At 74.4% G+C, this 26,760-nt stretch carries 16 protein-coding genes; 6 read left to right on the plus strand and 10 right to left on the minus strand.

Features of this window, described 5'->3' with window-relative positions; genetic code table 11:
• Positions 1-57: 57 nt before the first annotated feature.
• Entirely contained in the window at positions 58-393 is a 336-nt protein-coding gene (locus tag J421_RS01660) for a PadR family transcriptional regulator (protein WP_025409423.1), read from the plus strand.
• 215 nt (positions 394-608) lie between these two features.
• Positions 609-3,254 (plus strand): ABC transporter permease, encoded by a 2,646-nt coding sequence (locus J421_RS01665; RefSeq protein ID WP_025409424.1) that lies wholly within the window; start codon positions 609-611, stop codon positions 3,252-3,254.
• Positions 3,255-3,399: 145 nt separating this feature from the next.
• On the opposite strand, the gene J421_RS01670 is transcribed toward J421_RS01665, so the two are convergent.
• The 5 genes from J421_RS01670 to J421_RS01690 form a co-directional block, all read right to left on the minus strand.
• The gene (locus J421_RS01670) at positions 3,400-5,271 is read right to left on the minus strand and encodes an MEDS domain-containing protein (protein ID WP_025409425.1); all 1,872 of its coding nucleotides are present in this window, start codon (positions 5,269-5,271) and stop codon (positions 3,400-3,402) included.
• Positions 5,272-5,399: 128 nt separating this feature from the next.
• The gene (locus tag J421_RS01675) at positions 5,400-8,132 is read right to left on the minus strand and encodes an ADOP family duplicated permease (RefSeq protein WP_025409426.1); all 2,733 of its coding nucleotides are present in this window, start codon (positions 8,130-8,132) and stop codon (positions 5,400-5,402) included.
• Between the two features lie 192 nt (positions 8,133-8,324).
• On the minus strand, positions 8,325-11,039 hold the full coding sequence (locus J421_RS01680) for an ADOP family duplicated permease (RefSeq protein ID WP_148306101.1): 2,715 nt from the start codon (positions 11,037-11,039) through the stop codon (positions 8,325-8,327).
• A 160-nt stretch (positions 11,040-11,199) separates the two neighbouring features.
• On the minus strand, positions 11,200-11,535 hold the full coding sequence (locus tag J421_RS01685; protein WP_025409428.1) for a PadR family transcriptional regulator: 336 nt from the start codon (positions 11,533-11,535) through the stop codon (positions 11,200-11,202).
• 187 nt (positions 11,536-11,722) lie between these two features.
• Positions 11,723-14,878, minus strand: coding sequence for an efflux RND transporter permease subunit (locus tag J421_RS01690; protein WP_025409429.1), 3,156 nt, complete (start codon positions 14,876-14,878; stop codon positions 11,723-11,725).
• Between the two features lie 132 nt (positions 14,879-15,010).
• Between J421_RS01690 and J421_RS01695 the strand changes: the two genes are divergently transcribed.
• The 3 genes from J421_RS01695 (at position 15,011) to J421_RS01705 (ending at position 18,299) form a co-directional block, all read left to right on the plus strand.
• Complete coding sequence (locus tag J421_RS01695) at positions 15,011-15,598, plus strand: gluconate 2-dehydrogenase subunit 3 family protein (RefSeq protein WP_025409430.1); 588 nt, start codon at positions 15,011-15,013, stop codon at positions 15,596-15,598.
• On the plus strand, positions 15,588-17,264 hold the full coding sequence (locus J421_RS01700; RefSeq protein WP_025409431.1) for a GMC family oxidoreductase: 1,677 nt from the start codon (positions 15,588-15,590) through the stop codon (positions 17,262-17,264). The genes J421_RS01695 and J421_RS01700 overlap by 11 nt, the downstream gene beginning before the upstream one ends.
• Positions 17,265-17,477: 213 nt before the next feature.
• Positions 17,478-18,299: a DUF4097 family beta strand repeat-containing protein gene (locus J421_RS01705; protein WP_025409432.1), complete on the plus strand. Its 822-nt coding sequence runs from the start codon at positions 17,478-17,480 to the stop codon at positions 18,297-18,299.
• Between the two features lie 135 nt (positions 18,300-18,434).
• Here J421_RS01705 and J421_RS01710 read toward each other — a convergent pair whose 3' ends face one another.
• The 5 genes from J421_RS01710 to J421_RS01730 form a co-directional block, all read right to left on the minus strand.
• Positions 18,435-19,130 carry a response regulator transcription factor gene (locus J421_RS01710; protein ID WP_025409433.1) on the minus strand — a complete coding sequence of 232 codons (696 nt, stop codon included), beginning with the start codon at positions 19,128-19,130 and terminating at the stop codon, positions 18,435-18,437.
• Positions 19,127-20,797: a sensor histidine kinase gene (locus J421_RS01715; protein WP_025409434.1), complete on the minus strand. Its 1,671-nt coding sequence runs from the start codon at positions 20,795-20,797 to the stop codon at positions 19,127-19,129. Before J421_RS01715 ends, J421_RS01710 begins: the two co-directional genes overlap by 4 nt.
• A 205-nt stretch (positions 20,798-21,002) precedes the next feature.
• A complete protein-coding gene (locus J421_RS01725) occupies positions 21,003-23,378 on the minus strand; it encodes a TonB-dependent receptor (RefSeq protein WP_025409435.1) in 2,376 nt (791 codons plus the stop codon).
• Positions 23,379-23,485: 107 nt separating this feature from the next.
• A complete protein-coding gene (locus J421_RS32530) occupies positions 23,486-23,833 on the minus strand; it encodes a hypothetical protein (RefSeq protein WP_025409436.1) in 348 nt (115 codons plus the stop codon).
• 71 nt (positions 23,834-23,904) lie between these two features.
• Entirely contained in the window at positions 23,905-26,175 is a 2,271-nt protein-coding gene (locus J421_RS01730; RefSeq protein WP_148306103.1) for a spermidine synthase, read from the minus strand.
• Positions 26,176-26,314: 139 nt separating this feature from the next.
• Between J421_RS01730 and J421_RS01735 the strand changes: the two genes are divergently transcribed.
• Positions 26,315-26,731: a hypothetical protein gene (locus J421_RS01735; RefSeq protein ID WP_025409438.1), complete on the plus strand. Its 417-nt coding sequence runs from the start codon at positions 26,315-26,317 to the stop codon at positions 26,729-26,731.
• The last annotated feature ends 29 nt before the right edge of the window (positions 26,732-26,760 follow it).

Consider the following 26,760-nt stretch of genomic DNA (forward strand, 5'->3'; position numbering starts at 1 on the left):
TCTTGACGGCGCGGGGAGCGGGGCGCATGGTTCCCCGGAACATTTCCGGGGAAACCGATGGGGACCGCCGACCTCGATCTGCTGCAGGGCACGCTCGACGTGCTCGTGCTGAAGGCGCTGATGTTCGGGCCGCGCCACGGGTACGCCGTGGCGCGGTGGATCAAGGGGACGTCGGACGAGGCGCTGACGGTGGAGGATCGCGCGCTGTACGTGGCGCTGCATCGACTCGAGGCGCGCGGCTGGGTGGTGGCCGAGTGGGGGCTCTCGGAGAACAACCGCCGGGCGAAGTACTACCGGCTCACCGCGGCCGGGCGGCGGCAGCTCGGCACCGAGACGGCGCGGTGGACGCGGTATGCGGAGGCGGTGTTCAAGGTGCTCGGGGCGACGACGTGATACCACGGTACCGATCACGCGGTTCTGGAACGGCGGTTCTGATACGGCGGTTCTGATACGGCGGTTCTGATACGGCGGTTCTGATGCGGCGGGCTGCCGCTGCACGGGCCCCGCGGCCCCGCCGTCTCCGCCCCTCCCGCCGTGTCAGAACCGCCGTTCCAGAACCGCCCTTCCAGACCGGCCGTGAAGGAACCGCTTTCCCAGGCACGACACCCATGCCTAACGACTCCCCGCGCCGCCTCTTCCGCCTCCCCTGGTCCCCGCGCCAGATCGACGACGACGTCGAGACCGAGGTCGCCTTCCACCTCGACGCACGCGTGCGCGAGCTGACGGCCGCCGGCGCGAGCGCTGACGCCGCCCGCGACCAGGCGGCGCGCGAGTTCGGCGACGTGCGCGCCGCGCGGGCCGAGCTCCGCGCGATCGACCGTGCGCGCGTGCGCCGCGTGCGACTCGGCGACTGGTGGGACGGGCTGCGCCAGGACCTGCGCTTCGCCGCGCGCTCGCTCCGCCGCCGGCCGCTGTTCCTCGCCTCCGCCGTGCTCACGCTGGCGTTGGGCATCGGCGCGAACGCCGCGATCTTCAGCGTCGTCGACGGCGTGCTCCTGAAGCCCCTGCCCTACGCCGCGCCCGGCCGCCTCGTGCGCGTGTGGCCCACCGGCAAGGTGCCGTTAGGCATCTACGACCTCCTCGTCGCGCAGTCGCGGTCGTACCGCGGGCTCGCCGGCGCGGAGACGGGGCGCGAGGTCTCGGTCACCGACGAGGGGGAGCCGGCGCGGCTCGTCGTCTCGCTCGTCACGCCGAACGCGTTCGACGTCCTCGGCGTCAGGCCGGCGTTGGGCCGCGCGTTCGCGCCCGACGCGCGCGACCCCGGACGCGGGCACGCGGTGGTGCTCTCCGACGCGCTCTGGCGCACGCGCTACGGGAGCGACCCGCGCGTCGTCGGCCGCACGATCCGGCTCGACGGCGTCGCGCACACGGTGCTCGGCGTCATGCCGCGCGACTTCCGCTTCCCGAACGGCGACGTCCAGCTGTGGTCCGTGCCGACCGCGACGCGCGCGTCGCCGGACTACTGGTGGGGCACGTACCTCGCGCTCGTCGGCCGCCTCGCGCCCGGCGTCACGCCCGCCCAGGCGCGCGCCGAAGCGAACGTGCTGCTCGACCGCGCGCGATCCGCGTTTCCCGTGCGCATGCCCGACGGCTGGGGACACGACGTCGACGTCGTGCCGCTGCGCGACGCGGTCGTCGGCTCGGCCCGACCGACGCTGCTCGTCCTGCTCGGCGCCGTGTCGCTCGTGCTGCTCGTGGCGTGCGTGAACGTCGCGACGCTGTACGCGGAGCGCGCCGCCGGCCGCACGCGCGAGATCGCGGTGCGCGCGTCGCTCGGCGCGGGACGGCGGCGCATCGCGAGGCAACTGCTCACGGAGAGCGTGCTCGTCGCGTCGTTGGGGGCCGCGGCGGGATTCGCGCTCGCCGCGCTCGCGGTGCGCGGGCTCGTCGCGCTGCTGCCGCCGGGCGTGCCGCGCGTCGAGGAGATCGGCATCGACCTCCGCGTGCTCGGCGTCACGGCCGCACTGGCGACGCTGAGCGGGCTCGCGTTCGGGCTGCTCCCGGCGCTGCGCGCGTCGCGGCAGGACGCGCAGGCGGCGCTGCGCGGCGGGGCGAGCGGTCACGCCGCGGCGGCGAGCGCGCCGCGGGCGCTCGTCGTCGCCCAGGTGGCGCTCGCCGTCGTCCTCGTGTCGTCGGCGGGGCTCCTGATGAAGAGCTTCTGGCGCCTGCGGCAGGTGGAGCTCGGCTTCCGCACCGAGCGCGTGCTCACCGCGACGGTGCCGAACCCGATCGTCGCGTCGGACACGCTGGCGCGCGTGCGCGCGTTCTACGATGCGGCGCTCGAGCGCGTGCGCGCGGTGCCGGGCGTGCGCGCGGCGGCGTTCGCGAACGGGCTCCCGTTCGGTGGCGGCGCGTACTTCACCGCGATGGCCGTCGAGGACCACCCGACGCCGCCCGGCGTCGAGCCCCCGCTCCCCGTGGTGACGTGGTCCACCGGCGACTACCTGCAGGCGTTAGGCATCCCGCTCCTCCGCGGCCGGGCGCTCGCGCCGACGGACCGCGAGGGAACCCCGCGCGTCGGGCTCGTCGACGAGGAGGCCGCGCGCCGGTTCTGGCCCGGCGAGGATCCGATCGGACGCCGCGTTCGTTACGTGTGGGATCCGACGAGCTGGATCACGATCGTCGGCGTCGTCGGCACGGTGCGCCGCGACAGCCTGAGCGCGGCGGCCGCGCCGTCGCTCTACGTGCCGATGCGCCAGGCGATCGCGCGGCCGATGCGCCTCGTCGTGCGCGCGCAGGCGTCGACCGATCCGGCGACGCTCGCCCGCGCGCTGCGCGCCGCGGTGGCGTCGGTGGATCCGTCGGTGCCGGTCGGCGAGGTGACGACGCTCGACGACGTCGTGTCCGACTCCGCGGCGCGTCCGCGCTTCACCATGACGCTGCTCGCCGCGTTCGCGCTCGTCGCCGTGCTCCTTGGCGCCGTCGGGATCTACGGCGTCGTGGCGGCGGGGGTCGCGCGCCGCCGGCGCGAGATCGGTGTGCGTCTCGCGTTAGGCGCATCGGCCGGCCGCGTGCGCGGCATGGTGCTGCGCGAGGGCGGCACGCTCGCCGCGGCCGGCGTCGTCGCGGGGCTCGTCGGCGCGCTCGCCGCCGGTCGGCTGCTGCGCGGCCTGCTGTTCGGCGTCGCGCCGGCCGATCCGCTCGTGCTGCTCGCCGTGCCGGTGGTGCTCGCCGTCGTCGCCCTCGCGGCGACGGTCATTCCCGCGCGTCGCGCGGCGCGCGTGGAGCCGCTGGTGGTGATGCGCGACGCGTGACTCGGGGCGCCCGGCAGGGCTCCACGTACGTGTGTTCGTTGGACTGAAGAAGGACTGAAGGAGGACTGAAGAAGGACACTTGAAAGGTTCCTTCTTCAGACCTCCTTCAGTCCTTCTTTAGTCCTTCAGAAACTCGTACGTGGAGCTAGGCGAGCGGCAGCCGCAGCGTGAAGCACGACCCCTCGCCGACCGTGCTCTCGACGGTGAGGTCGCCACGCATGCCACGCGCGAGGTTGCGGCTGATCGCGAGCCCGAGCCCGACGCCCTCCTGCGGCGAGAACGCGCGCGCCCCGATCTGCACGAACGGCTCGAACACGCTCTCCAGCCGGTTCGCGGGGATGCCGATCCCGGTGTCGCGCACGCGCACGACGGCCGCGTCGCCGTCGACGCCCGACTCCAGCGTGATGCGGCCGCCCGCCGGCGTGAACTTGATGGCGTTCGTGAGCAGGTTCAGCACGATCTGCTGCACCTTCTCGCGGTCCGCGTACACGTTCGTCGCGTCGGCCGCCGCGCCGACCTCGCACGTGAGCGCGCCCCCCTCCAGCAGCGGCTCGACCATGGCGCGCATCTCGGCGAGCAGCGACTCGAGCGGGAGCGATTCCGCATCGTACTCGATGCGGCCGCTCTCCACGCGCGCCAGGTTCAACACGTCATTCACGAGCGACAGCAGGTGCCGCTGGCTGCGCTGCACGCGGTCCAGCGCGTCGCGCTGCGCGTCGGTGAGCGGCCCGTGGATGCCGAGCTCCATGAGCTGCACGTGGCCGCCGATCGCGTTCAGCGGCGTGCGCAGCTCGTGGCTCATCATCGCGAGGAACGCGCTCTTCGCCTGACTGGCGCCCTCGGCCTCGCGCCGCAGCGCCTCGGCGCGCGCGAGCAGCGCCTCGCGCTCGGTCTCCGCGGCGTGCAGCTCGGTGACGTCGCGCGTGAAGCAGCGTGTGTACTGCAGCTCGCCGTCGCGCCAGAGGCAGTTCGAGTTGATCAGCACGTGGCGAATCTCGCCGTCCGGTCGGCGCAGGCGCGCGGCGCGGTTGTGCAGCGTCTCGCCGCGGCGGAGGCGCGCGAGGATGTCGGCGATGACGTGCGCGTCGGCGTGGAAGTCGTTGATCGACCGACCGAGGTACTGCTCGCGCGTGCAGCCCAGCAGCTCCAGCTCCGCGCGATTCGCCCACAGGATCGTCCCGTCGGCGGCGACGAAGTGGATCCCCTCGGCGGCGTTCTCGAGGAAGTCCTTCAGCTCCTGCTCGCTCGCCCGCACGGCGGCCTCGGCCCGCTCGCGCGCCGCCAGCTCCGCACGGAGCTGGCGCTCGAGCCGCTCGCGGCGCGCCACCTCCGCTTCCAGCGCGGCGGCACGCTGCTGCAGGCGCGCGATCTCGCGCTGGCGCGCCGTCGCGTCGGCGTGCGGGTACGTCTCGGCCGGTACGACGTGGTCGTGCGCCGCGCACAGCTCGGCGAACGCCTCGGCCTGCGCGGCGTCGCCGAAGCGCGCCATGGCGTACGCGCAGAGCAGCGTGAAGTGGTGCGTCGACGCGAGCTCGTTCCACAGCGCCTCGAGCCGCAGCGCGCCGTGGACGTTCTCCTCGCCCCACAGCACGTCTACCATCTCGCCGTACGCACGGACGACGGCCCGAGGCCGTCCGTGGGCCAGGCGCGCGATCGCGGCACCCACGACCTCGCGGAAGCGCGCCGGATCGGGGACGCCGCCCTCCATGAACGTGTCGAGCATCGCCTGCGCGTCGAGCAGCCGCAGGTCGCCGCGGCGCTGCAGCGCGTCGACGTCGTGGGTCGCGGCGAGCGCGCGCGTGATCGCCGCGCGGTGCGCTGCCGTGGCGATGATCAGCGCGGGCTCCCCGGCCGCCAGGCCGTCGCTCACGAAATCGCTCACCACCCGCGCGAGGAAGTCGTCGCGCTCGTAGAACTGCACGGCGTGCCGGTGGCCCGGCGCGTGCTCGTCGCGCCTGCGTACGAAACGCTCGGCGGGTTCGTGGGACGAACCCGACTCGATCGGCTGCATCGTCATGCCTCGGCGCCTCCGCGGACCGGCCGAGTGGTGGCACACCGCTCCACTCCGTCCCCGCCCCTCCCGAAGGATAACACACGGGGCACGCCCCGTGCCGCCGACACGGCGCGGCACGGGCCGAGGCTACCTCACTCGCCCTTGAGGCTCGTCGCCGGGTCGATCCGCGCGGCGCGATAGCCGGGCACGAGGCTCGCCGCGACCGCCGCGGCGACGAGCACCACGGCCACGACGCCGATCGTCGTCGGGTCGTGCGGCGAGACGCCGAACAACAGGGCGCCCATCGCGCGCCCTGCCGCGAGCGCGAGCGCCACGCCGGTCGCGACGCCCACCGCGGCGAACGCGACCCCGCGTCGCACGACGAGCCGCAGCACGTCGCCGGCCCGCGCGCCTAACGCGAGCCGCACGCCGATGTCGCGGCGCCGCTGTGCGACGTCGTACGCGAGCACGCTGTAGAGGCCCACCACGGCGACGAGCAGGCCGAGCGCGCCGAACGCGGAGAACAGCGTGGCGCCCACCATCCACGGCCGCAGCTCGGGAGCGACGAGGTCCGCCATCGCGTGCACGCTCACGTATGCCGCGCCCGGCGCGAGCGGCTGCAGCGCCCGCTGCACGGCGAGCATCTGCTGCGCGGCATCGCCCCGCGTGCGGATCACGAGCCCGCTCATGTCGAACCACCGTGGGACCTCCGGGCGCGGCACGTAGAACCCCGGCACGCCGGGCTGCCGCGGATCGCCGCGCCGCACGTCCGCCACCACGCCGATGATCGGTCGGCACGGTGCGGGGTCGTTCTCGGCCACGATCACGCACCGGCCCACCACGTCGTCGGTCCCGAACACGAGCTTCGCGAGCGCCGCGCTGAGCACCACCGCGTCGGTGTCCGCGGCCGGGGTACGCGGATCCCACACCCGGCCGCGCAGCACGCGCGTGCCCATCGCGCGGAAGTAGTCGAGCCCCACGGTGTTGCCGTGCACCTCCGCGTTCCCCGTCACCGAGTCGCGCCCCGGCACGCGCACGCGGTCGGTCGTGAACCCGCGGTAGTACGGCAGCTCGAACGTCGTGCCCACGGTCTCCACGTCGCGCAGCTCGCCGGCGCGCTCGGCCAGGCGCGCGTACAGCGTCGCGGTGCGCACGCTGTCGAGCCGCTCGCCGCGCAGCTGCACCGACGCGTACAGCACCCGCGCCGGCTCGAACCCGAAGTCGACGGCGTGCGCGTTGCGCAGCGATCGCACGAACAGCCCCGCGCCGACGAGCAGGACCGCCGACAGCGAGGCCTGCGCGAGCACGAGCGCCGCGCGCGTGCGGCCGTGACGCTCGCCGCCCTCGCGCGCACCGCCGCGCAGGCGGGTGACGAGGTCGGGGCGCAGCGCGCGCAGCGACGGCGCGAGCGACGCGAGCAGCCCGGCCGCCATCGCGATCGCCGCCGTCACGGCGAGCGTGCGCCCGTCGGCGAGCGCGTCGCCGAACGCGATGTCGGGGATCAGCACGCGCGTGACGAACGCGCCGCCCACGCGCGCGAGCAGCAGCCCCGCCACCGCGCCGAGCGCGGCGAGCAGCGCGACCTCGGTGAGCAGCTGCCGCGTGAGCCGCGCGCGCCCGACGCCGAGCGCCACGCGCACCGCCACCTCGCGCTCGCGTCCCACCGCGCGCGCGAGCAGCAGGTTCGCGACGTTCGCGCAGGCGACGAGCAGCACGATGAGCGCGACCCCCGCCACCCACACGGCCACGCGCGCGCCGTCCGTCGCCTTCGGGCCGCGGTCGAGCAGCACGGAGTACATCGCCGCCTTCGGCTGCAGCGACGCGAGCGGCACGTGCGCGATGCGGGCGGTCGGCTGCACCGCGATGCGCCGGCGCAGGCTCTCGACGTAGGCGCGCGTGAGCAGCGCGTTCGCCCGCGTCTCGCTCACGCCGGCGCGGCGCATCGCCACGAGCTCGAACCACGACATGTTGTAGCGCGACGCGAACTCCGCCCCGATGGAGCTCGCCGAACCGGCGGTGAGCGGCACCCACACGTCGACGAGTCGCAGGCCGACGCCGGTGAAGCCCTTCGGCGCGACGCCGACGACGGTGAACGTGCCGCCGCCGACGCGCAGCGGGCGCCCGAGCACCGACGGATCGCCGCCGAGCTCGCGCCGCCAGTACTCGTAGCCGAGCACCGCGGCCGGCGCGCCCACCGGGAGCCGGTCGTCCTGCGGCCCGAAGAAGCGGCCTAACGCGGGCCGCGCGTCGAACAGCGACCACAGCTCGCCCGACGCCATGCCCACGTGCGCCGTGCGCGCCGACACACCGTCGCCGACGATCCCCTCCCCCGTCGACACGCCGACGACGTCCACGGCGCCGCGCGTCCCCTCGCGGATGTCCCGCAGGAACGCGTAGCCGACGTTGTCGTAGGTGTCCGTGGACCCGTCGAGCGTGCGGGTGAAGAAGATGCGTCCCGTGCGCCCCGCGTCGCGCAGGTACGCGGGCGGCCGCAGCAGCAGCCGGTCGACGATGCCGAACATCATCGCGTTCGCGCCGATGCCCAGCGCGAGCGTGACCACCACCACGGCCGCGAAGCCGGGCGAGCGGCGGAGCGTGCGGGCGCCGAGTCGCACGTCGCTCGCGAGCCCCTGCAGCCACTCCGTCGACCGCCGTGCGCGGTCGTGCCGTTCGTCGATGCGCCGGAGCTCGGCGCGCCGCGCATCGACGTCGCCGAAGCGGCGCCGCGCCTCGTCCCGCGCCGCCTGCGGCGACAGGCCGCGGCGCTCGAGCTCCGCTGCCGTCATCTCGAAGTGGAACGCCAGCTCGGCGTCGACGTCGCGGGCCACGTCGGTGCGCCGCGTCGCGAGGCGGAAGAAGCGGCGCAGTCCTGGGATGTTAGGCATGAGGCTCGTGGGGTTCGGGCGCCGCGCACGGCGCGGGCGATACTGCGCGGGCGATACGGCGCGATGGGGCGCAGACGACGCTCACACCGCTGAACCGCGCGGTACAGCGCAGTGCCGCGGTGTGAGACGGGGTTTGCGCTTCACAGCGCACCATCGTCAGCGCCGTATCGCCCGCGCCGCCACCAGCGCCGTTCATTCGGCCCTCAAGGCGGTGTTGGGATCGACCCGCGCCGCCCGCCAGCCGGGAACGAGACTCGCCAGCAGCGCGACGGCGCCGAGCACCCCCACGACGCCGAGCAACGTGAGCGGATCGTGCGGCGTGACGCCGAACAGCAGGTTCGCGACGGCGCGCCCCGCGACGAGCGCGAGACCGAGACCGAGCGTCAGCCCGCCGAGCGCGACGCCGAGCCCGCGGCGCAGCACGAGCCGCAGGACGTCACCGCGCAGCGCGCCTAACGCGAGACGGATCCCGTAGTCGTGCCGGCGCTGCGCGACGTCGTGGGCGAGCGCGCCGTACAGCCCGAGCGACGCGACGAGCAGGCCCAGCACCCCGAACGCGCCGAACAGCGTCGCTCCGGTCTCCCACGGGCGCAGCGCCGACGCCGTGTCCTCGTCGAGCGAGCTCACCGCGAGGTATGCCGGCGATGGCAGCAGCGGGACGAGCGCGCGGCGCAGCGTCTGCGCCTCCGCCCGTGCCGGGCCACGCGTGCGCACCACGATCGCGCCGATCCCGCTCCCCTCCGTCGGCGCGGCGGGACGATAGACCGACGGCTCGAGCGGATCGCGCGGGTCGGCCGCGCGCACGTCCTCCACGACGCCGATCACCTCACGGCAGGTCGGGTCGGGGCCGACGACGAGGCAGCGGCCTAACGGGCTCGCCGTCGGCCACACGGCGCGCGCGAGCCGCTCGCTCACCACGATCGTCGCCGCGTCGCGCGCCACGGCGTGCCGATCGAACGCGCGGCCGCGCACGAGGCGCGTGCCGACGGCGCGGAAGTAGTCGCCGCCGACGACGTTGTCGCGCACGCCGTGGTCGCCGAGCTCCACGCGATCGCCGTTCGCGAGGCGCACGTCGCGCGCCCGCCGGCCCAGGTGGAACGCGAGCGCGGTCCCAACCTCCTCCACCGCCGGCAGCGTCCGGGCCCGCTCGGCGAGCCGCTCGTACAGCGCCGCGCGCGCCGCCGAGTCGAGCGGCACGTCGCGCAGCTCCACCCACGCGTACAGCACGTGCGGCGGATCGACGCCGAGTCGCACCGCGCGGGCCTTCTGCAGCGAGCGCACGAACAGCCCCGCGCCGACGAGCAGCAGCACCGACAGCGCCGCCTGCGCCACCACGAGCGCGCCGCGCAGCCGGCCGTGGCGCGCGCCGGTGCCTCCCTCGCGCGCACCACCGCGCAGCCGCCGCACGAGCGTGGGACGCAGGGCGTGCAGCGCCGGCGCGAGCGACGCGACGAGCGTGCTCCCCAGCGCGATCGCGCCCGTGACGGCGAGCGTGCGCGCATCGACCGGCGCGCCCTGCCACACGCTGCCCGTCGGACGGACGCCGCCGAATCCGGTGCTCGGCACGAGCGCGCGCGCGACGAGCAGGCGGCCCACCCACGCGAGCGCCAGCGCCGCGGCGGCACCGAGCGCCGCGAGCAGCGACGCCTCCACGACGAGCTGCTTCACGAGCCGCCCGCCGCTCACGCCGAGCGCGAGGCGCACCGCCGTCTCCCGCTCGCGCTGCAGCGCGCGCACGAGCAGCAGGTTCACGACGTTCGCGCACGCGACGATCAGCACGATCACCGCCACGCCCGTCGCCCACAGCGTCACGCGCACGCTGTCGCTCGCGCGCGGCCCGCGCTCGCCGGCGACCGGGTACAGCGCCGCGCGCACGGTCGACGCGGTGCCGGTGGTGTCGTGGCGTGCCGCGCTCGCGCGCAGGGCGGCGGTGAGCCGCGCGTCGGCCACCACCGCGCTCACGCCGGGGCGGCGGCGGGCGACGGCGGTGAACCAGTCGCGGTCGTAGGCCGTCGCGAACGTCGGCCCGAGCGCGTCGGCGGCCCCCGCGGTGAGCGGCACCCACACGTCGACCGGTCGCAGGCCGAGGCCCGTGAACCCCGGCGCGGCGACGCCGACGACGGTGAAGCGGTGGTCGCCGACGTAGAGCTGCCGGCCGATCACCGCGGAGTCGGCGCCGAGCTCACGCCAGTAGTCGTGGCCGAGGACGGCGACGCGCGTACCGTTAGGCAGTCGGTCCTCGGCGTCGACGAACGGACGCCCGGGCGTGGGGCGCATGTCGAACAGTCCCCAGAAGCTCGCGCTCGCGAGCCCGATCTGGGCCAGCCGCGCCCCCTCCCCCTCGCCCACGGGCGCCGTGTACGTCGTGACCGCGGCGACGTCGAGCGCGCCCGCGGTGGCCTCGCGCAGGTCGCGGAACGCGGGATAGCTCACGTCCGCGGTCGGCTCCGCGCCCGGACGGGTGACGAACACGCGCCCGGTGCGCTCGACGTCGCGCAGGTGGGCCGGCGGCCGCAGGAGCAGCCGGTCGATCACGCCGAACATCATCGCGTTCGCGCCCACGCCGAGCGCCAGGGTGAGCACGATCGCCGCCGTCAGGCCGGGAGCGCGGCGGAGCGTGCGCGCGGCGAGCCGCACGTCGTGTCCGAGATCCTGCGCGCGCTCGACGAGACGGCGTCCGCGGTCGCGGCGCGCGTCGATGTCGTGGAGCCGGCGCCGTGTCGCCTGCAGGTCGCCGAAGCGCCGCTCCGCCTCGGCCCGCGCGGCGGCGGGCGCGACGCCGCGGGCCACGCGATCGGCGACGGCGCGCTCGAAGTGGAACGCGAGCTCGGCGTCGATGTCCTCGTCGATCGACGCGCGGCGCGTGGCGAGGCGGAAGACGCGGCGCAACCCTGGGATGTTAGGCATGAGGCTCGTGGGGTGCGGGCGCCGGGACGGCGCGGGCGATACGGCGCTGACGATGGTGCGCTGTGAAGCGCAAACGGCGTCTCACACCGCTGAACGGCGCCGTACCGCGCGGTTCGAGCGCGGCGGGCGAAGCGCCGTCGACGCCGCTCATTCTCTGGTCTCAGGCGGTCTGCAGCACCTTGAACACGGCTTCGGCATAGCGCGTCCACCGCTGCGTCTGCGCGCGCAGCGCGCTGCGGCCGGCGGTCGTGAGCTGGTAGTACTTCGCGCGGCGGTTGTTCTCGGAGAGCCCCCACTCGCTCTCCACGAGCCCGCGCTGCTCGAGCCGGTGGAGCGCGGTGTACAGCGCTCCCTCGTCGACGCTCAGCGCGTCGTCGGTGGTCTCGGCGATCCAGCGCGAGACGGCGTAGCCGTGGCGCGGGCCCCACGAGAGGGTCTTCAGCACGAGCACGTCGAGCGTGCCCTTCAGGAGATCGAGGTCCGGCACGGGCGGCATTGGGAGTCCCCTCAGAATTTGAGGGCGAATATGCACCCCTCTGAGTTTGAGGGCAAGACCTGATGCGGCGGCGCTGGAACGGCGGCGCTGGAACCCCGGCGCTGATAACCCGGCGCTGAACACGCGCGGTATCAGCGCCGCCGTATCAGCGCCGAGGCATCAGCGCCGCCGTATCAGCGCCGCTGCATCAGTCTCCAGCCGGCTCCGCGGCCGGAGTCGCCACCCCGTGCGGTGCCGGTGCTCGACGCCGCAGTTTGGCGCCGAGGTAGGAGCGCCAGCCGTCGAAGATCTCGTACACCGTCGGGATCACGAACAGCGTCAGCAGCGTCGACGTGATCACGCCGCCGATCACCGCGCGGCCTAACGGCGCGCGGAAGTCCGCGCCCTCGCCGAGGCCGAGCGCGACCGGGATCATGCCGGCGATCAGCGCGAGCGTCGTCATGAGGATCGGCCGCAGCCGGATCGCGCCCGCCTCGATCAGCGCGTCGCGCAGCGGCACCGCGCTCTGCTCGCGCGTCCACTTCGCGAAATCGATGAGCAGGATCGCGTTCTTCGCCACGATGCCCATGAGCAGGATGATGCCGATGAGACTCATGATGTTCAGCGTGTCGCGCGTCACGAGCAGCGCGAGCACGACGCCGATGAGCGACAGCGGCAGCGACATGAGGATCGCGAGCGGATCCAGGAAGCTGCCGAACTGGATGACGAGGATCAGGTACATCAGCATCACGGCGATCAGCATCGCGATGCCGAAGCTCGAGAAGATCTCGCCCTGGCTCTTCACCTGGCCGCCGGGCACGATCTGGTAGCCCGCCGGCAGGTGCACGTCGCGCAGCGCGCGCTGCACGCCCTGCGTCACCGCGCCGAGCGGCCGCTCGATGTTCGCGCCGATGACGACGACGCGCTGCCGCTGGTAGTGGTCGATCTGCGCCGGCCCCGCGCTCGGCGCGATGTCCGCCACCTGGCCTAACGGAACGACGGCGGGCGCCCCGCCGGGGCCGCCGGCGCCGGGCAGCGCGAGCGGGATCCGCGCGAGGTCGGCCGCGTTCTCGCGCGAGCCCGCCGGGAGCCTGACGCGGACGTAGCGCGTCTCGCCGCTCGGGTCCACCCAGTTCCCGGCGTCGACGCCGGCGAACGCGGGGCGCAGCGCCTGCGCGATCTGCCCGACGCTCACGCCGAGCGTGCCGGCGAGTCCGCGGTTGATCGTCACGCGCAGCTCGGGCTTCTGTCCCTTCGTCGACAGGCCGACGTCGACGGCGCCCGGCACGCTGCGCACCTTCCGCGCGATCGAGTCGGCGAGCGTGGTCAGCGTGCGCGCGTCGGGACCCTGGAGCTGGAGCTGGAACGGCTTCTGTCCGCCGCCCGGACCGCCCGCCTCGAGGAGGTACGCGTTCGCGCTCGCGAACCGCCGCAGCTCCTGCCGCAGCACGCGGCCGAACGCCGACTGCTTCAGGTCGCGCTGCGCCTTCGGCACGAGCCGCACGTAGATCGACCCCACGTCCACGGCGCCGGACCCGCTCGCGCTGCCCACGGTGGCGTACGTGTACGCGACCTCCTTGTGCGTGCGGATCCGCGCCGCGATCTGCTCGGTCTGCACGCGCGTGTACTCGAGGCTCGACCCCGGCGGCGCCTCCACCGTGACCGTGAGCTCGCTGCGGTCGCTGTCCGGCGTGAAGCCGAAGCCACCGAAGCGCACTTGGATGAACAGCGCGCCGAAGAACGTGAGCGCGGCGAGCGCCATCATCGTCCACCGGTGGTCGAGCGCCCACGCGACGCCCGACCGGTAGCGGTTCGCCTGCCGGTCGAACCAGCGGTTGAACCGGTCGAGCGCGCGCGCGATCGGGTTGCGCCGCTCGTGCGCCTCGATCTGCGGGTCGGCCCAGTACGCCGAGAGCATCGGGTCGAGCGAGAACGACACGAACAGCGACACGAGCACGGCGAACGCGATGGTGAGCGCGAACGGCTTGAACCACTGCCCCGCGAAGCCGCTCATGAAGCCGACCGGCACGAACACCGCCACGATCGAGAACGTCGTCGCCGCGACGGCGAGCCCGATCTCGTCGGTGCCCTCGTGCGACGCGGTGAGATGGTCTTTCCCCATCTCCACGTGCCGGACGATGTTCTCGCGCACCACGATCGCGTCGTCGATCAGGATGCCGATGGCGAGCGAGAGGCCCAACAGCGACATCGAGTTCAGCGTGAAGCCGAGCAGCCAGAGCGGCACGAACGACGCGAGCACGCTCACCGGCAGCGCGAGCCCCGTGATCACCGTCGAGCGCCACGAGTTCAGGAACAGGAACACGACGAGCACGGTGAGCAGCGCGCCCTCGAACAGCGTCTTCTCCACGTCCTCCACCGAGCGGTCGACGCGCTCGCCGGCGTCGCGCACGATCTCGATCGTCGTTCCCGCCGGCAGCGCCTTCCGCAGCGCCGGGAGTCGCTGTTTCACGCCGTCGGCCACCTGCGTCGTGCTGTAGCCCTTCGACTTCACGATGTCGATGCCGATCGCCTCACGGCCGTTGTAGAGCGCCGCCGAGCGCCGCTCCGCGGCTCCCGCCTCGACCGTCGCGACCTGGCCTAACGGGATCGCGACGCCGCCCCGCTGCGCGACGGTGAGGCGCGCGAAGTCCTCCGGCCGCTCCAGCCGTCCCTCGAGGCGGATCGACCGCTCGGTGATCGGCCCCGTCACCGAGCCCACCGGCGCGGCGAGGTTCTGCGACCGGAGCGCGTTCACCACCTGGTCGACGCCGACGCCGGTGGCCGAGAGCCGGTTCGGATCGAGGATCACGTTCAGCGTCGCGGAGTCGGCGCCGGCGATGTTCACCTGCGCGACGCCGGGGACCGCGCGCAGCTCGCCGCCGATCGTCTTGTCGGCGATCTCGGTGAGCTGCGGCGGCGTGAGCGTCGTCGACGTCAGCGCGAGCGACACGATCGGCTGCTGCGACGGGTCGAAGCGCTGGACGATCGGCTCGATGATCTCCTGCGGGAGCTGCGCGCGCACGGCGGAGATCGCGTCGCGCACGTCCTGCGTCGCCTCGTCGGTCGGCTTGTCGAACTTGAAGATGATGATGATCTGCGCGAACCCGTCGGTCGACGTCGAGCGCAGCTCGTCGAGACCGCTGATGCCGGCGATGCGGTCCTCGAGTCGGTCGACGACCTCGCGCTCCACCTGCTCGGGGGAGGCGCCCGGGTACGCGATGCCGACGAAGACGATCGGCGCGTCGATGTCGGGAAACTCGTCCGTCTGCAGCCGGCGCAGCGCGGCCAGGCCGAACACGACGAGCGCGAGCATCACGACGACCGTGATGATCGGCCGTCGGATGGCGAAATCGGAGATGTACATGCGGTGAAATCTGTCGCGGGAGCCGTGCCGGAGGCGACTGCTACCTGTCACACGCGCGTGTGGATGGCGTCGTTGCGCCGACGTCCGGGCGGACGTAGCGTAGCGCGCCGCTCCCCTCCTCCCCGCCCCGCCATGTCCCCAGACGAGCTCACCCGACGCCGCTTCCTCGGCGCGGTCGCCGGCGGTGCCGCGGCGCTGTGGCTCACCGCGCTCGACGCCCCGCCCGCTGCGGCCGAGCCTAACGCAACGGACACCGAGACCTATCGCGGCGAGCGGCTCGCGACGCTCACCGCGAGCCAGGCCGCGGACCTCGACGCGTTCGCGGCGCAGATCGTCCCCTCGGAGCCCGACGGACTCGGCGCGCGCGAGGCGGGCTCGGTGTTCTTCATCGACCGCGGGCTCGCGACGTTCGCGAAGGAGCAGCGCCCGCTGTTCACGAAGGGGCTGGGCGAGCTGCGCGATGCGGCCGCGGCGCGCGGCGGGCGCTCGTTCGCCGCGCTGCCGGCCGCCGGACAGCTCGCGGTGCTGAGCGCGATGGAGGAGGCGAAGTCGGAGTTCTTCGGCGCCGCGCGCGCTGCCGTCGTCGCCGGTCTGCTCGCGGACCCGAAGCACGGCGGCAACCGCGGCCGCGTGGGCTGGCGGCTCATCGGCTTCGAGAACCGCTTCCACTGGATGGCGCCGTTCGGCTGGTACGACGGGAGGACCACCGATGCCGACTGAGCGTGCGTCCCGACCCCGCGGCCCCCGGTACGCCGACGCCGACGCGGTCGACTTCGTGGTCGTCGGCTCGGGCGCGGCGGGCGGCGTGGTGGCGCGCGAGCTCTCGCGCGCCGGGCTGCGCGTCGTCGTGCTCGAGCAGGGGCCATATCTCACCGAGGCCGACTTCACGCACGACGAGCTCACGGTCATGCAGGGCAATGCGCTGACGAACGACGTCGCGCGCTCGCCGCAGACCGGCCGCCGCACCGCCGCCGACACGGCGACGCCGCGCAAGCTGCTCGTCTACGGCCGCGCGGTCGGCGGCGGGACGCTGCACTTCACGGCGAACTTCTGGCGCTTTCACGAGATCGATTTCGTGGAGCGGTCGCAGAAGGGCCCCATCGCCGGCACGAGCTTCGACGACTGGCCGATCCGCTACGCCGACCTCGAGCCGTACTACACGAAGGTCGAGTGGGAGGTCGGCGTCTCGGGCCAGGCCGGCGCGAGCCCGTTCGACCCGCCGCGCAGCCGCCCGTATCCGATGCCGCCGCTGCCGAACCAGTCGCCCGGCGTGCTGCTCGAGCGCGCGGCGCGCAAGGTGGGATGGCACGCGTTCCCGGCGCCGCTGGCCATCGCGTCGGTGCCGTATCGCGGGCGCAGCGCGTGTCAGCACTGCGGCTTCTGCGAGTTCTTCGGCTGCGAGTTCGGCGCGAAGTCGAGCACGCTGGCGACGATGATCCGCGAGGCCGAGCGCACCGGCACGTGCGAGATTCGGCCGAACAGCTACGCGCATCGCGTGGAGCACGACGCGCGCGGCCGCGTGACGGGCGTCGTGTACTTCGACCGCGAGAAGCGCGAGCGCGTGCAGCGGGCGAAAGCGGTGGTGCTGTGCGCGAACGGCGGCGAGACGCCGCGGCTGCTGCTCATGTCGGCGTCGACGCTGTTCCCGCACGGGCTCGCGAACTCCAGCGGGATGGTCGGGCGGAACCTCATGTTCAACGGCGCCGGCATCGGCGTCGGCGTGTTCGAGCATCCGGTGAACGGCTACCGCGGCGTCGCCGTGACGCGCGTCGTCCACGACACCTACGAGCTGGATCCGAAGCTCGGCCTGCACGGGGGCGGCGGCTTCGACTTCCGCTTCGACACGCCGCCGGTGATGTACGCGTTAGGCAGCCTCGATCCCGAGGCACCGACGTGGGGCGCCGACTTCAAGCGGCGGCTGCGCGAGTTTCCGCGCACCGTGTACGCGTTCGGGCACACGACGTCGCTCCCCGTGCCGACGAACGACATCACGCTCGACCCGACGGCGAAGGACGCGTGGGGGCAGCCGGCGATCCGCGTGACGTTCCGCGAGCACGCCGAGGACCTCAAGCTGTATCACTGGTTCCGGGATCGCGCCGTGGATCTGCTCGACGCGGCCGGCGCGCAGCGGCGGTGGTCGTTCCCGATCGCCGACTTCCCCGACTACGCGAACCCCCACCTGCTCGGCACCTGCCGCATGGGAAACGATCCGGGCCACTCGGTGGTGAACGCGTGGCACCGCGCGCACGACGTGCCGAACCTGTTCATCGTCGACGGCTCGTCGTTCGTGACGAGCGGGCGCGGGCAGCCGACGATGACGATCATGGCGCTCGCGTTCCGCGCGGCCGACGGGATGATCCGGGCCGCGCGGCGCAACGAGATCTAGTCGCGCCTATCCGGACTCCACGTACGAGTTTCTGTAGGACTGAAGAAGGACTGAAGGAGGACTGAAGAAGGACCAACAACAGTCCCTCTTCAGTCCTTCTTCAGTCCAACGAAAACACGTACGTGGAGCTCAGGTCCGCCGCTCCGCGCGAAGCAAACCCTTGGCGCGCGGCCGCTGTCTGACCGTCGGCCCCATCACCAGAGGACACTGCTCGTGTCGATCCGCCGCCTCGCTCTCGCCGCTCTCGTCGCTCTCGTCGCCGCCGCCGCGGCGTCCCCCGCCGCCGCCCAGCGCGACGAGTCCATCGCCGACTGGCTCGTGCGCTGCGAGAATCAGCGGTGGGGCGACGACCGCGCGCACGCGTGCGACGTGAAGGAGCTGACGATCCCCGCCCGCAGCCGGCTGCGCGTCGACGGCCGGGAGAACGGCGGCGTGTCGGTGGTCGGCTGGGACCGCAGCGAGATCAAGATCGTGGCCCGCATCGAGGCCCAGGCGCGGAGCGAGGCCGACGCCGGCGATCTCGTGGAGCAGGTGAAGATCGAGACGTCGCCCGACGTGCGCGCGACGGGGCCGAGCACGCGGTCGCGCGAGGGCTGGTGGGTGAGCTACACCGTGTACGTGCCGCGGCGCACGGACCTCGACCTCGTGACGAACAACGGCGGCATCCGCATCGCCGACGTCGAGGGGAGCATCCGCTTCGATGCGGTCAATGGCGGTGTGCGGCTCACGGGCCTCTCGGGCGACGTGCACGGCGCGACGGAGAACGGCGGCGTGCAGGTCGCGCTCGACGGCGACCGGTGGCGCGGCGCGGGGCTCGAGGTGCGCACCCAGAACGGCGGCGTCACGCTGGAGGTGCCGGAGCGCTACAACGCGGACCTCGAGACCGGGACGGTGAACGGCCGCATGGACCTGGACTTCCCGGTCACGGTGAGCGGTCGGCTCGGCCGGACGATCACGACGCGGCTCGGCGCGGGTGGGCCGCCGGTGCGGGTGCGGACGACGAACGGGGGCGTGCGGGTGCGGCGGCGGGGCTGATCGGAACGGCGGCGCTGATACCTCGGCGCTGTCGAGGCGGCGCTGAAACGGCGGCGCTGGAACCGCGCGCTTTCAGAGCCGCTGTTCCAGCGCCGCCGTTTCAGCGCCGAGGTATCAGCGCCGCCGTTCCAGTCGTCACGCCAACCGGTACCCCGCCTTCCGCACCGTCAGCAGGTGCCGCGGGTTCGACGGGTCCGCCTCCAGCTTGCGCCGCAGCTCCAGCACGTGCGTGTCGACCGTGCGGCTGTTGACGCTCGGGTCGTAGCCCCACACCTCGCGCAGCAGCTCGTGCCGCGCCGCCACCGCGCCCTCGCGGCGCAGCAGCGCGACGAGCAGCTCGTACTCCTTCGGCCGCAGCGGCACCGGCCGCCCCGCGCGCGTCACGTCGTGCGTCGCGAGGCACACCGCGACGTCGCCGAAGCGCACCGTCGTCGCGCCCGTCGCGCGCGCGGTGCGCCGCAGCAGAGCCTCGACGCGCGCGAGCAGCTCCATGAGCCCGAACGGCTTCGTGACGTAGTCGTCCGCGCCGACGCGCAGCCCGCGCACCTTGTCCGCCTCATCGCCCAGCGCCGTGAGGACCAGCACCGGGGTCGCGTCCCCCGCGGAGCGCAGCGCGCGCAGCACGCGGAAGCCGTCCGCGTCGGGGAGCATGAGGTCGAGGATGATGAGGTCCGGCGTGTGCCGCCGCGCCGCCGCCAGCCCCGCCGCCGCGTCGCCCGCGACGTACGCCTCGTAGCCCTCGAACTCGAGGTTGTTGCGCAGCCCCGCCGCGAGCGCCTCGTTGTCCTCCACCACCAGGATGCGCGCCGCGCGCGCCGCCGCCTCGCTCACGCGCGCCCCCGCGCCAGGTCGCCGTTAGGCACCTCGCCGTCGGGCACCTCGCCGTCGGGCACGTCGCCGTTAGGCAGCTCGACGACGAACCGCGCCCCGCCCCCCGGCGCGTCCTCCACCCACACGCGCCCGCCGTGCAGCGCCACGAGGTCGCGCACCACCGCGAGCCCCAGCCCGCTCCCCGGACGCGACGCCTCGCCGTGGTCGCGCGCCACGCGGTCGCGCGCGAGACGCACGAACGGCGCGAAGATTCGCTCGCGGTCGCGCGGCGGCACGCCCGGGCCCTGATCGTCGACCCACAGCCGCACCGCGCCGCGCGCGGCGTACGCCCCGCCGACGCGCACGACCTGGCCGGGCGGGCCGTAGCGCACGGCGTTGTCGAGCAGGTTGAGCAGCACCTGCCGCAGCGCACCCGCCTCGGCCCGCACCGAGAGCGCGCCGGGCAGCGCCACGAGCACCGTCGCGCTCGCGGCCGCGGCGAGCGGCGCGAACCCCGCCGCCACCTCGCCGACGAGCGGCGCGAGCGCGAGCGTGTTCGGCGACACGCCGTTCGCCCGTCGCTCGGCGCGCGCCACGTGCAGCACGTTCTCCACCATCTGCATCAGCCGGCGCGCCTCGCGCACGATCGTCTCCGCGGCGGCGCGCCGCTCGCCGTCGCTCCGCGCGCGGCCTAACGCGAGCGTCTCGCCGTAGAGCAGGATCTGCGCGAGCGGCGTGCGCAGCTCGTGCGACACGCTCGACGTGAAGTCGGCGCGCAGCCGCACGAGGTCCTGCTCGCGCCCGAGCTGCGCGAGCGCGAGGAACGCGAGGGACGCGGTGACGGCGGCGAGCACGCCGAGCAGCGCGAGCCGCGGCCCGCTCCCACGCCGCACCACGAGCCGGCGCTGCGCGCCCGGCCCCGCCCACGCGCGCACCTCCAGCCCGCCGACGCGCGCGCGCGCCACCGGCGCCGCGGCGTCCTCGTGCCCCACGCCGTCGTCGCCCGCCGTGAGCACGAGCAGCGAGTCGGCGAGCGTCGGCGCGAGCGCGGCGTTCGCGCTCGCCGCGCGCGCCACGAGCGCGGGGCCGAGCGCCGCGGCGCACGTCACCACACCGTAGACCGCGATCGGCGCGTCGAACGGCGCGCGCTTGACGCCATACACCACGGCGCGCCCCGCGCCCGGGCCGGGCCCGCGGCCGAACACGATGCCCACCGGCATCCCGCCGGGCGTCGCCGCGCGCGCCTCGCCGTTCGTCACCACGGCAGTGAGCGTGTCGTGCAGCCACCGCGCGAGCGTCGAGTCGCGACCCGGAGCGCCGGTGGCGGCGAGCGTGCCGTCGCGCAGGTCGAGCCGCGCGAACGCCGTCGCGCCGTCCGTCGGACAGGCGAGCGGCGTCGCCGTCGGGCGCGCGAGCACCTCGGGCGGCGGCAGCAGGTCGTACGGCGAGCTCGCGCGCGGGCCCGCCGCCGGCGCGAGCGCGACCGTCGCCTCCGCCGTCGCCGCGTCGGCTACCGCGTCCACTGCGTCGCGGCCGGCGACGGCGAGGTAGTCGCGCATCGCCCGCTCCGCCGTCGCCCGGTGCGCGCCGACGTCCCCCTCGGCCTCGATCGCGGCGAGCGCCGCGACGGCGAGGGTGGCGAGGAGCAGCAGCATGAGCTGGGGCGCGCGCAGCGCGGCGGTCTTCATTCCGAGGGGCGGGATTCGGGACTCGGGACTCGGGACTCGGGACTCGGGACTCGGCGGCCTCCGTCGTCATCTGCGCCGCCGCACCGCGAGGTGCAAGGGAGCGGTGACGCATTGACGAGACTCTGACGCGAACCGCCCCGTCACCCGAGTCCCGAGTCCCGAGTCCCGAGTCCCGAGTCCCGAGTCCCGAGTCCCGAGTCCCGAGTCAGTACAGCAGCTTGTACACGAGACTCACGTTCCGCCCCGGGTTCGCCGTGAAGCTCTTGATCCGGCTCGACGCGTCGAAGTAGCGCGTGTCGCCGGCGTTGTCGACGCGCAGCGTCACCGAGTGACTCAGCCCGCGCACGAGCCACGTCGCGCCCGCGTTCAGGTTGAGCAGCGTGTACGCCGGCGTCGGCACGTCCACGCACGGCGTGTCGCTCGTCGGATCGCTGGGCAACGCGCCGCCGGGGCCGAGCCGCGCCCGGTCCGCCGGCGCGCATCCCGGCTGCGACACCTGCGACTGGGCGAAGCCGTGGCGCACGTCGCCGCCGAGGAAGAAACGCCCGGTGTCCCACCGCAGCGAGCCGCCGAGGCGCCCCGACGGCAGGAACGGCAGCGCGCCCCCCGAGGTGAACCGCCCCCGCACCACGTCGCCGACCGCGCCCACCACCAGGTGCCTGACGACTTCCGCCTCGAGCTGTCCCTCCACCCCGTGCATCGCCGCGTCGCGCTGGGCGTACACGTTGAGCGGCACCGTGCCCTCGTCGGCGAGCGTCGTGTCGCGCACGAGGTTCGGCGCGATGAAGTTCGCGATCCGGTTCGCGTACGCCGAGACCTGCACCGAGGTGCGGCCACTGCGTGCGCGCACGATGCCGTCCACGCCCGTGTTCACCTCCGCCCGCAGGCTCGGGCTGCCGACGTCGTACGTGCCGACGGCGGCGTGGAACGCGTTCGAGTACAGTTCCTCCACCGTCGGCGCGCGGAACGCGCGGGACGCGCTGCCGCTCAGCGTCACGTACCTGCCCAGCGGCGCGCTCGCGCCGAGCGAGCCGGAGACGTTCGTGAACGTCGTCGTGCGCCCGGGGCCGAACTTCGCGTCCCCGGCGATCGACCGGATGCGGTAGACGTCGTAGCGGCCGCCGAGCTGCAGGTGCGCGCGCCGCGACTCGGCCGTCGTGTCCGTGACCACGGTGCCTAACGGGATCTCCTGATAGACGAACAGACCGCCGCTGGTGCTGTTCGCCGCCGGCGTCAGCGCCTCCTCGCCGGTCGACGCGTACTGCTTGAACAGCCCCGACAGGCCGAGCGCCCCCTTGAACCCCGGCGCCCACAGCGTGCGGGCGGTGGCGTTCATCGTCTGCGTCGCGAGGTCGAAGCTCGTCCCCACCGCGCCGGTGTTCTCGACCTCGTCGTGCCGGTACCACTGGGCCGTGCCGTCGAGGCGCACGGTCTCGACGCCGGCGCGGTTCACGTTGAGATCGAACCGCCCGACCCCCTCGCTGCGCTGGCCGCGGATGTGGCCGCCTTCCTCCGGGTCGCCCGCCGCCGTCGGCAGCCCGTAGTCGAAGCGCTGCCCGCGATACGCCAGCCCGCCCGTCGCGTCGACGCCGACGTAGCCGAGGCCGAGCACCGCGCCCTGGTTGCGCGAGAACGTGCCGAGCTGCCGCACGTCGCCGCCCGCGCGCACGTCGTCGAGCGAGCGCGCGTTGAGCCGCGCCGACACGGCGACGCGGCGCGTGACCGGCGCGGTGAGCCCCGCCGAGACCGCGCCACCCGGGTTCACCGACTCCGCCTGCGTGCCGAAGTCGCCCGCGAGGTGGCCAGGCACCTCGGTCGGGATGTCGTTCGAGATGACGTTCACCACGCCGCCGAGCGCGTTGTTGCCGTACAGCAGCGACGCGGGGCCGCGCACGACCTCGATGCGCTGCGCGTTCAGCGGGTCGATCGACAGCGCGTGGTCGCTCGACGCGGACGAGAGATCGGCCGCGCGCTGGCCGTCCTGCAGCACCAGGATGCGCTCGCCGGTGAGCCCCCGGATGACCGGCACGTTCGCCGCCGGCCCGTTGTAGCGCATCGCGAGCCCGGGCTCGTTCGACAGCGTCTGCGCGACGCTCGCCCCGAGCTCGCGGCTCAGCGCCTTGCCCGAGAGCTCGGCCGTCGACTGGGTGATGGCCATCGGATCGGTGCCCGTGGGCGTCGCCGTGACGACAGCGGTCTGCAGCCGCACCGTGGTCGCCTTCAGCGTGACCGTCACGCGCACCGGTGCGCCGCTCTCCGGCACGGTGACCGCGACGTGCCCCGGCGCGTACCCGAGCAGCAGGAAGTTGAGGTGGTAGGTGCCGGCGCCGAGGCCGCGCAGGGTGAACGTGCCGTCGGCCGCGGTGGTCGTCGCGCGGCCGGCCTCGCTCACGACGACGTCGACGTTCGCGAGGGGGCGGCCGACCTCGTCCTGCACCACCCCGGATACGGGCGGCGCGGCGACGGGCGACGTGACGGCGGATGCGGGATGATGCGTCGTGGCGCCGGCGACCGGCGCGACGACGGACGTGCCGACGAGGCACAGCGCGCCGGCGGCGCGTCGTGCGGGAAAGCTCGACATGATGGGGTCTCCTGACCGTGGATGCGCGCGCACGGCGCCGACGCCCGGGGAAACACGGGCATGGGCAGCGCGCGGGGACGGCCGCCCGGACGGGCGGTCGTGGGCGGTCAGGCGGTCGGAGGCCCGCGCGGAAGGGCGAGGGTGTGGCGCCCGACGGTCGGGCGGCCGAGGGCCGTCGCGACGGGCGCGGCCAGGGCGATCGTGGCCGTCGGCAGCGCGCACGCGGCGCGCGACGGCGTGGCGAGCAGCGCCACCACCTGGCACAGCGCGCAGTCCGTCGGGTGGACGCGCGGACACGTCGGCGAGCCGTGTGACTCGACGTGGACGATGGCCCGACCCGAGCGCGCGGCCTCCGCCTCCAGGCGCGCGTCCGCGATGCCCACGAGCGGCGGCACCAGCAGGTGCAGCAGCGCGAGGACGGCGGAGAGGCCGCGGAGAAGCCGGAGGCGACGCATCGGCCGAACGATAGCCACGACCGGCACCGCCCGGGTAGGACGCCATCGCCGCCTGCGACCCCGGGAGGGCATCAGCGCCACTTCACGACCGACAGCACGTCAGTGAAGTCGTCCGTCCACAGCCGCACGCGGCCCGTCGGCGGCAGCGGCGCCCACCCGCGCGTGCGCGTGAGCGCGCCGAGCGCCGCGGCGTGGCGCGACAGCACCACCCACGTCGACGCGGAGATCATCGGGTGGCGCCGGCCCTCGCCGCTCACGTCGTTGCCGTACGACCCGGCGAGCCGCGCGTCGAGCGCCAGCTCCGCGAGCACCGGCACGAGGTCGAGGTAGCGGTTGCTGACGTGCACCGCGAGCACGCCGTCCGGGCGGAGCTTCGCGAGGTAGAGCGCCATCGCCTCGCGCGTCAGCAGGTGCGTCGGGATCGCGTCCGAGCTGAACGCGTCGAGCACGAGCAGGTCGTAGGTCGCCGCGGGCGCCTCGGCCAGCCGCAGGCGCGCGTCGCCCACCACGACGTCCGCCGTCGGCGGGCAGTCGCGCAGGAACGTGAACAGCCGCGGGTCGCGCGCGATGCGCACGATCACCGGATCGATCTCGTAGAACGTCCACCGCTCGCCACGGCGGCCGTAGCAGGCGAGCGTGCCGGTGCCGAGCCCCACGACGCCCACGCGGCGGCCGTCGCGCGCGAGCGTCGGCACGCGGGCGAACAGCGCGCCTAACGGTCCGCGCTCGTGGTAGTACGTGATCGGCGTCGTGGGCGCGCGCACGTCCTGCGCGCCGTGCAGCGTCGTCCCGTTCTGCAGGTGGTGGTACGGCCCGCTCACGCGCACCGCGTACGTGCCGAAGAAGCTGCGCGCCCGCAGCAGCACCCCGCCCCCGCGCGAGAGCTGTCCGACGGTCGCGCCGAGCAGCAGCGCCGCGAGCCCGAGCGCGAACGCCATGGGACGCCGCCGCAGCGCGAAGACGATGAGGGCCGCCGGCACGCCGAGCGCCGCCGTCGCCGCGGCGCGCGCGCCCGACGGCACGTCCGCGCGGACGAGCACCGCCGCGAGCAGCAGCCCGCCCGCCGTCACCGGCGCGACGACGTACCACACCAGCCGATCGAGCCGGTCGGTCGTCTCGTCGGAGTCGGACGTGGTGTCGACGAGGCGCGCGAACAGGTGCGGCCGCGGCCCGTCCACCGGCGCGGGCGTCGGCGCGTGCCGCACGCGCCCGAACGCCCACGCCGCGCCCGCGAGCCCGATGGCGATCGGATACTCGGCGAGCGTGTCGAACACCGCCGGCGCCACGATCGCGTCGAACACGCCGCCGGCCAGCCCGCCGAGCGACACGAACAGGTAGAACTCCGTGAGCCGCTCCGGCGCCGGACGTCGGTCGGCGAGCGCCTGATGGCAGACGAGCGACGCGAGCGCCACCGCGGCGAGGTGCGCGCCCGCGATCGACCACAGCGGACGGTTCACGCCGAGCGCGGCGAGCAGCGCGAGCAGCGGCAGCGCGGCGGCGAACAGCGGCTCCAGGATCTCGTTAGGCACCCGCGCCCGCTCGGCGAACGCGGCGACGAACGACAGCAGATACAGCGCGAGCGGGATCACCCACAGCAGCGGGACCGGCGCCACGTCGGTCGTCACGTAGCGCGTCACGCCGAGCAGCAGCGCGGAGGGCACGAGCGCGAGGAACGTCCACCGCAGCCGCTCGGCCGACACGGCGCCCGGCGACCCGAGCGACGCGTCGACGGCCGGCGCGGTCGCGACGAGCCCCGTCCCCGATCCGCGCACCACGAACGCGCACGCGGCGAGCGCCGCGCCGAGCACCGCGTACGCCGCGGCCCATCCGTGCGCCTGCCCTGCGAGTCCCACCCGCGGCTCGACGACGAGCGGGTAGCCGAGGAGGGCGAGCATGCTCCCCGCGTTGCTCGCCGCGTAGAGGAAGTACGGCTCGCCGCGTCCCGGGAGCGCCGCGTACCACCGCTGGAGCAGCGGCGCCCCCGCCGAGAGGACCACGAACGGCGCCCCCACCGCGCCGAGCAGCAGCACGAGCAGCCACCCGGCCGGCGGCCATCCCGCGGGGGGCGAGGCATGGCGCACGACCGGCGGCAGCGCGAGCAGCGACGCGGCAAACAGCGCGAGGTGCACGACCGTCTGCCGACGGCCGAGCCGGCGCGCCACCACGTGCGCGTACAGGTAGCCGGCCAGGAGCATCGCCTGGAACGCCATCAGGCACGTGTTCCACACCGACGGCGCCCCGCCGAACAGCGGCAGCACGCGCTTGCTCACCATCGGCTCCACGGCGAACAGCAGCGCCGCGTTGCACGCGACCGTGACGACGAACAACGACCTGTGGCGCATGACCTCCCGCGGACGGTGGTGGCGCGGGTAATCTGCCGCCGACCGCGCTCGAGCGTCACCGGAGCCGACTCGGCTGGTCCGCGCCGTGCATGAACGCGAGGGACGCGGCGCCGTGGGGGCGTCGCCCGCACTTCACTCGATGCGCCTGTCGTCGTCGCTCGCCGTCGCCGCCGCGGTCACCGCGGTCACCGCGCTCACCGCGTCCGTCGGTGCGGCCCAACCGTCGCCCCCGTCCGACCCGAAGCCGCCGCGCGGGATGGGCGCGTCGTACCTCGACCACGCGATCGTCGACGTCTACCCCGTCGAGAACGGCCTCGTGGAGATCCTCATCCACGACCTCGGTCGCGCGAAGGCCCCCGCGCCGATCGCGATCTACCGCGCGGACGGCAAGGCGCCGACGCGCTGCGGCGTGCCGCTCGAGGTGTTCCTGAACGGCTCCCGCGTCGCCCGCTTCCGCGTCCCCGCGAAGCCCGCGATCGTGCGCGTCGAGCTCGATCCGGACCACGAGTACCCGGACGCGAATCGGACGAACGACGTCTGGACGGCCAAGAGATAGGGCAGGAGGGCAGGAGGGCAGGAGGGCAG

This window comes from Gemmatirosa kalamazoonensis, from assembly GCF_000522985.1.
Taxonomy (GTDB): domain Bacteria; phylum Gemmatimonadota; class Gemmatimonadetes; order Gemmatimonadales; family Gemmatimonadaceae; genus Gemmatirosa; species Gemmatirosa kalamazoonensis.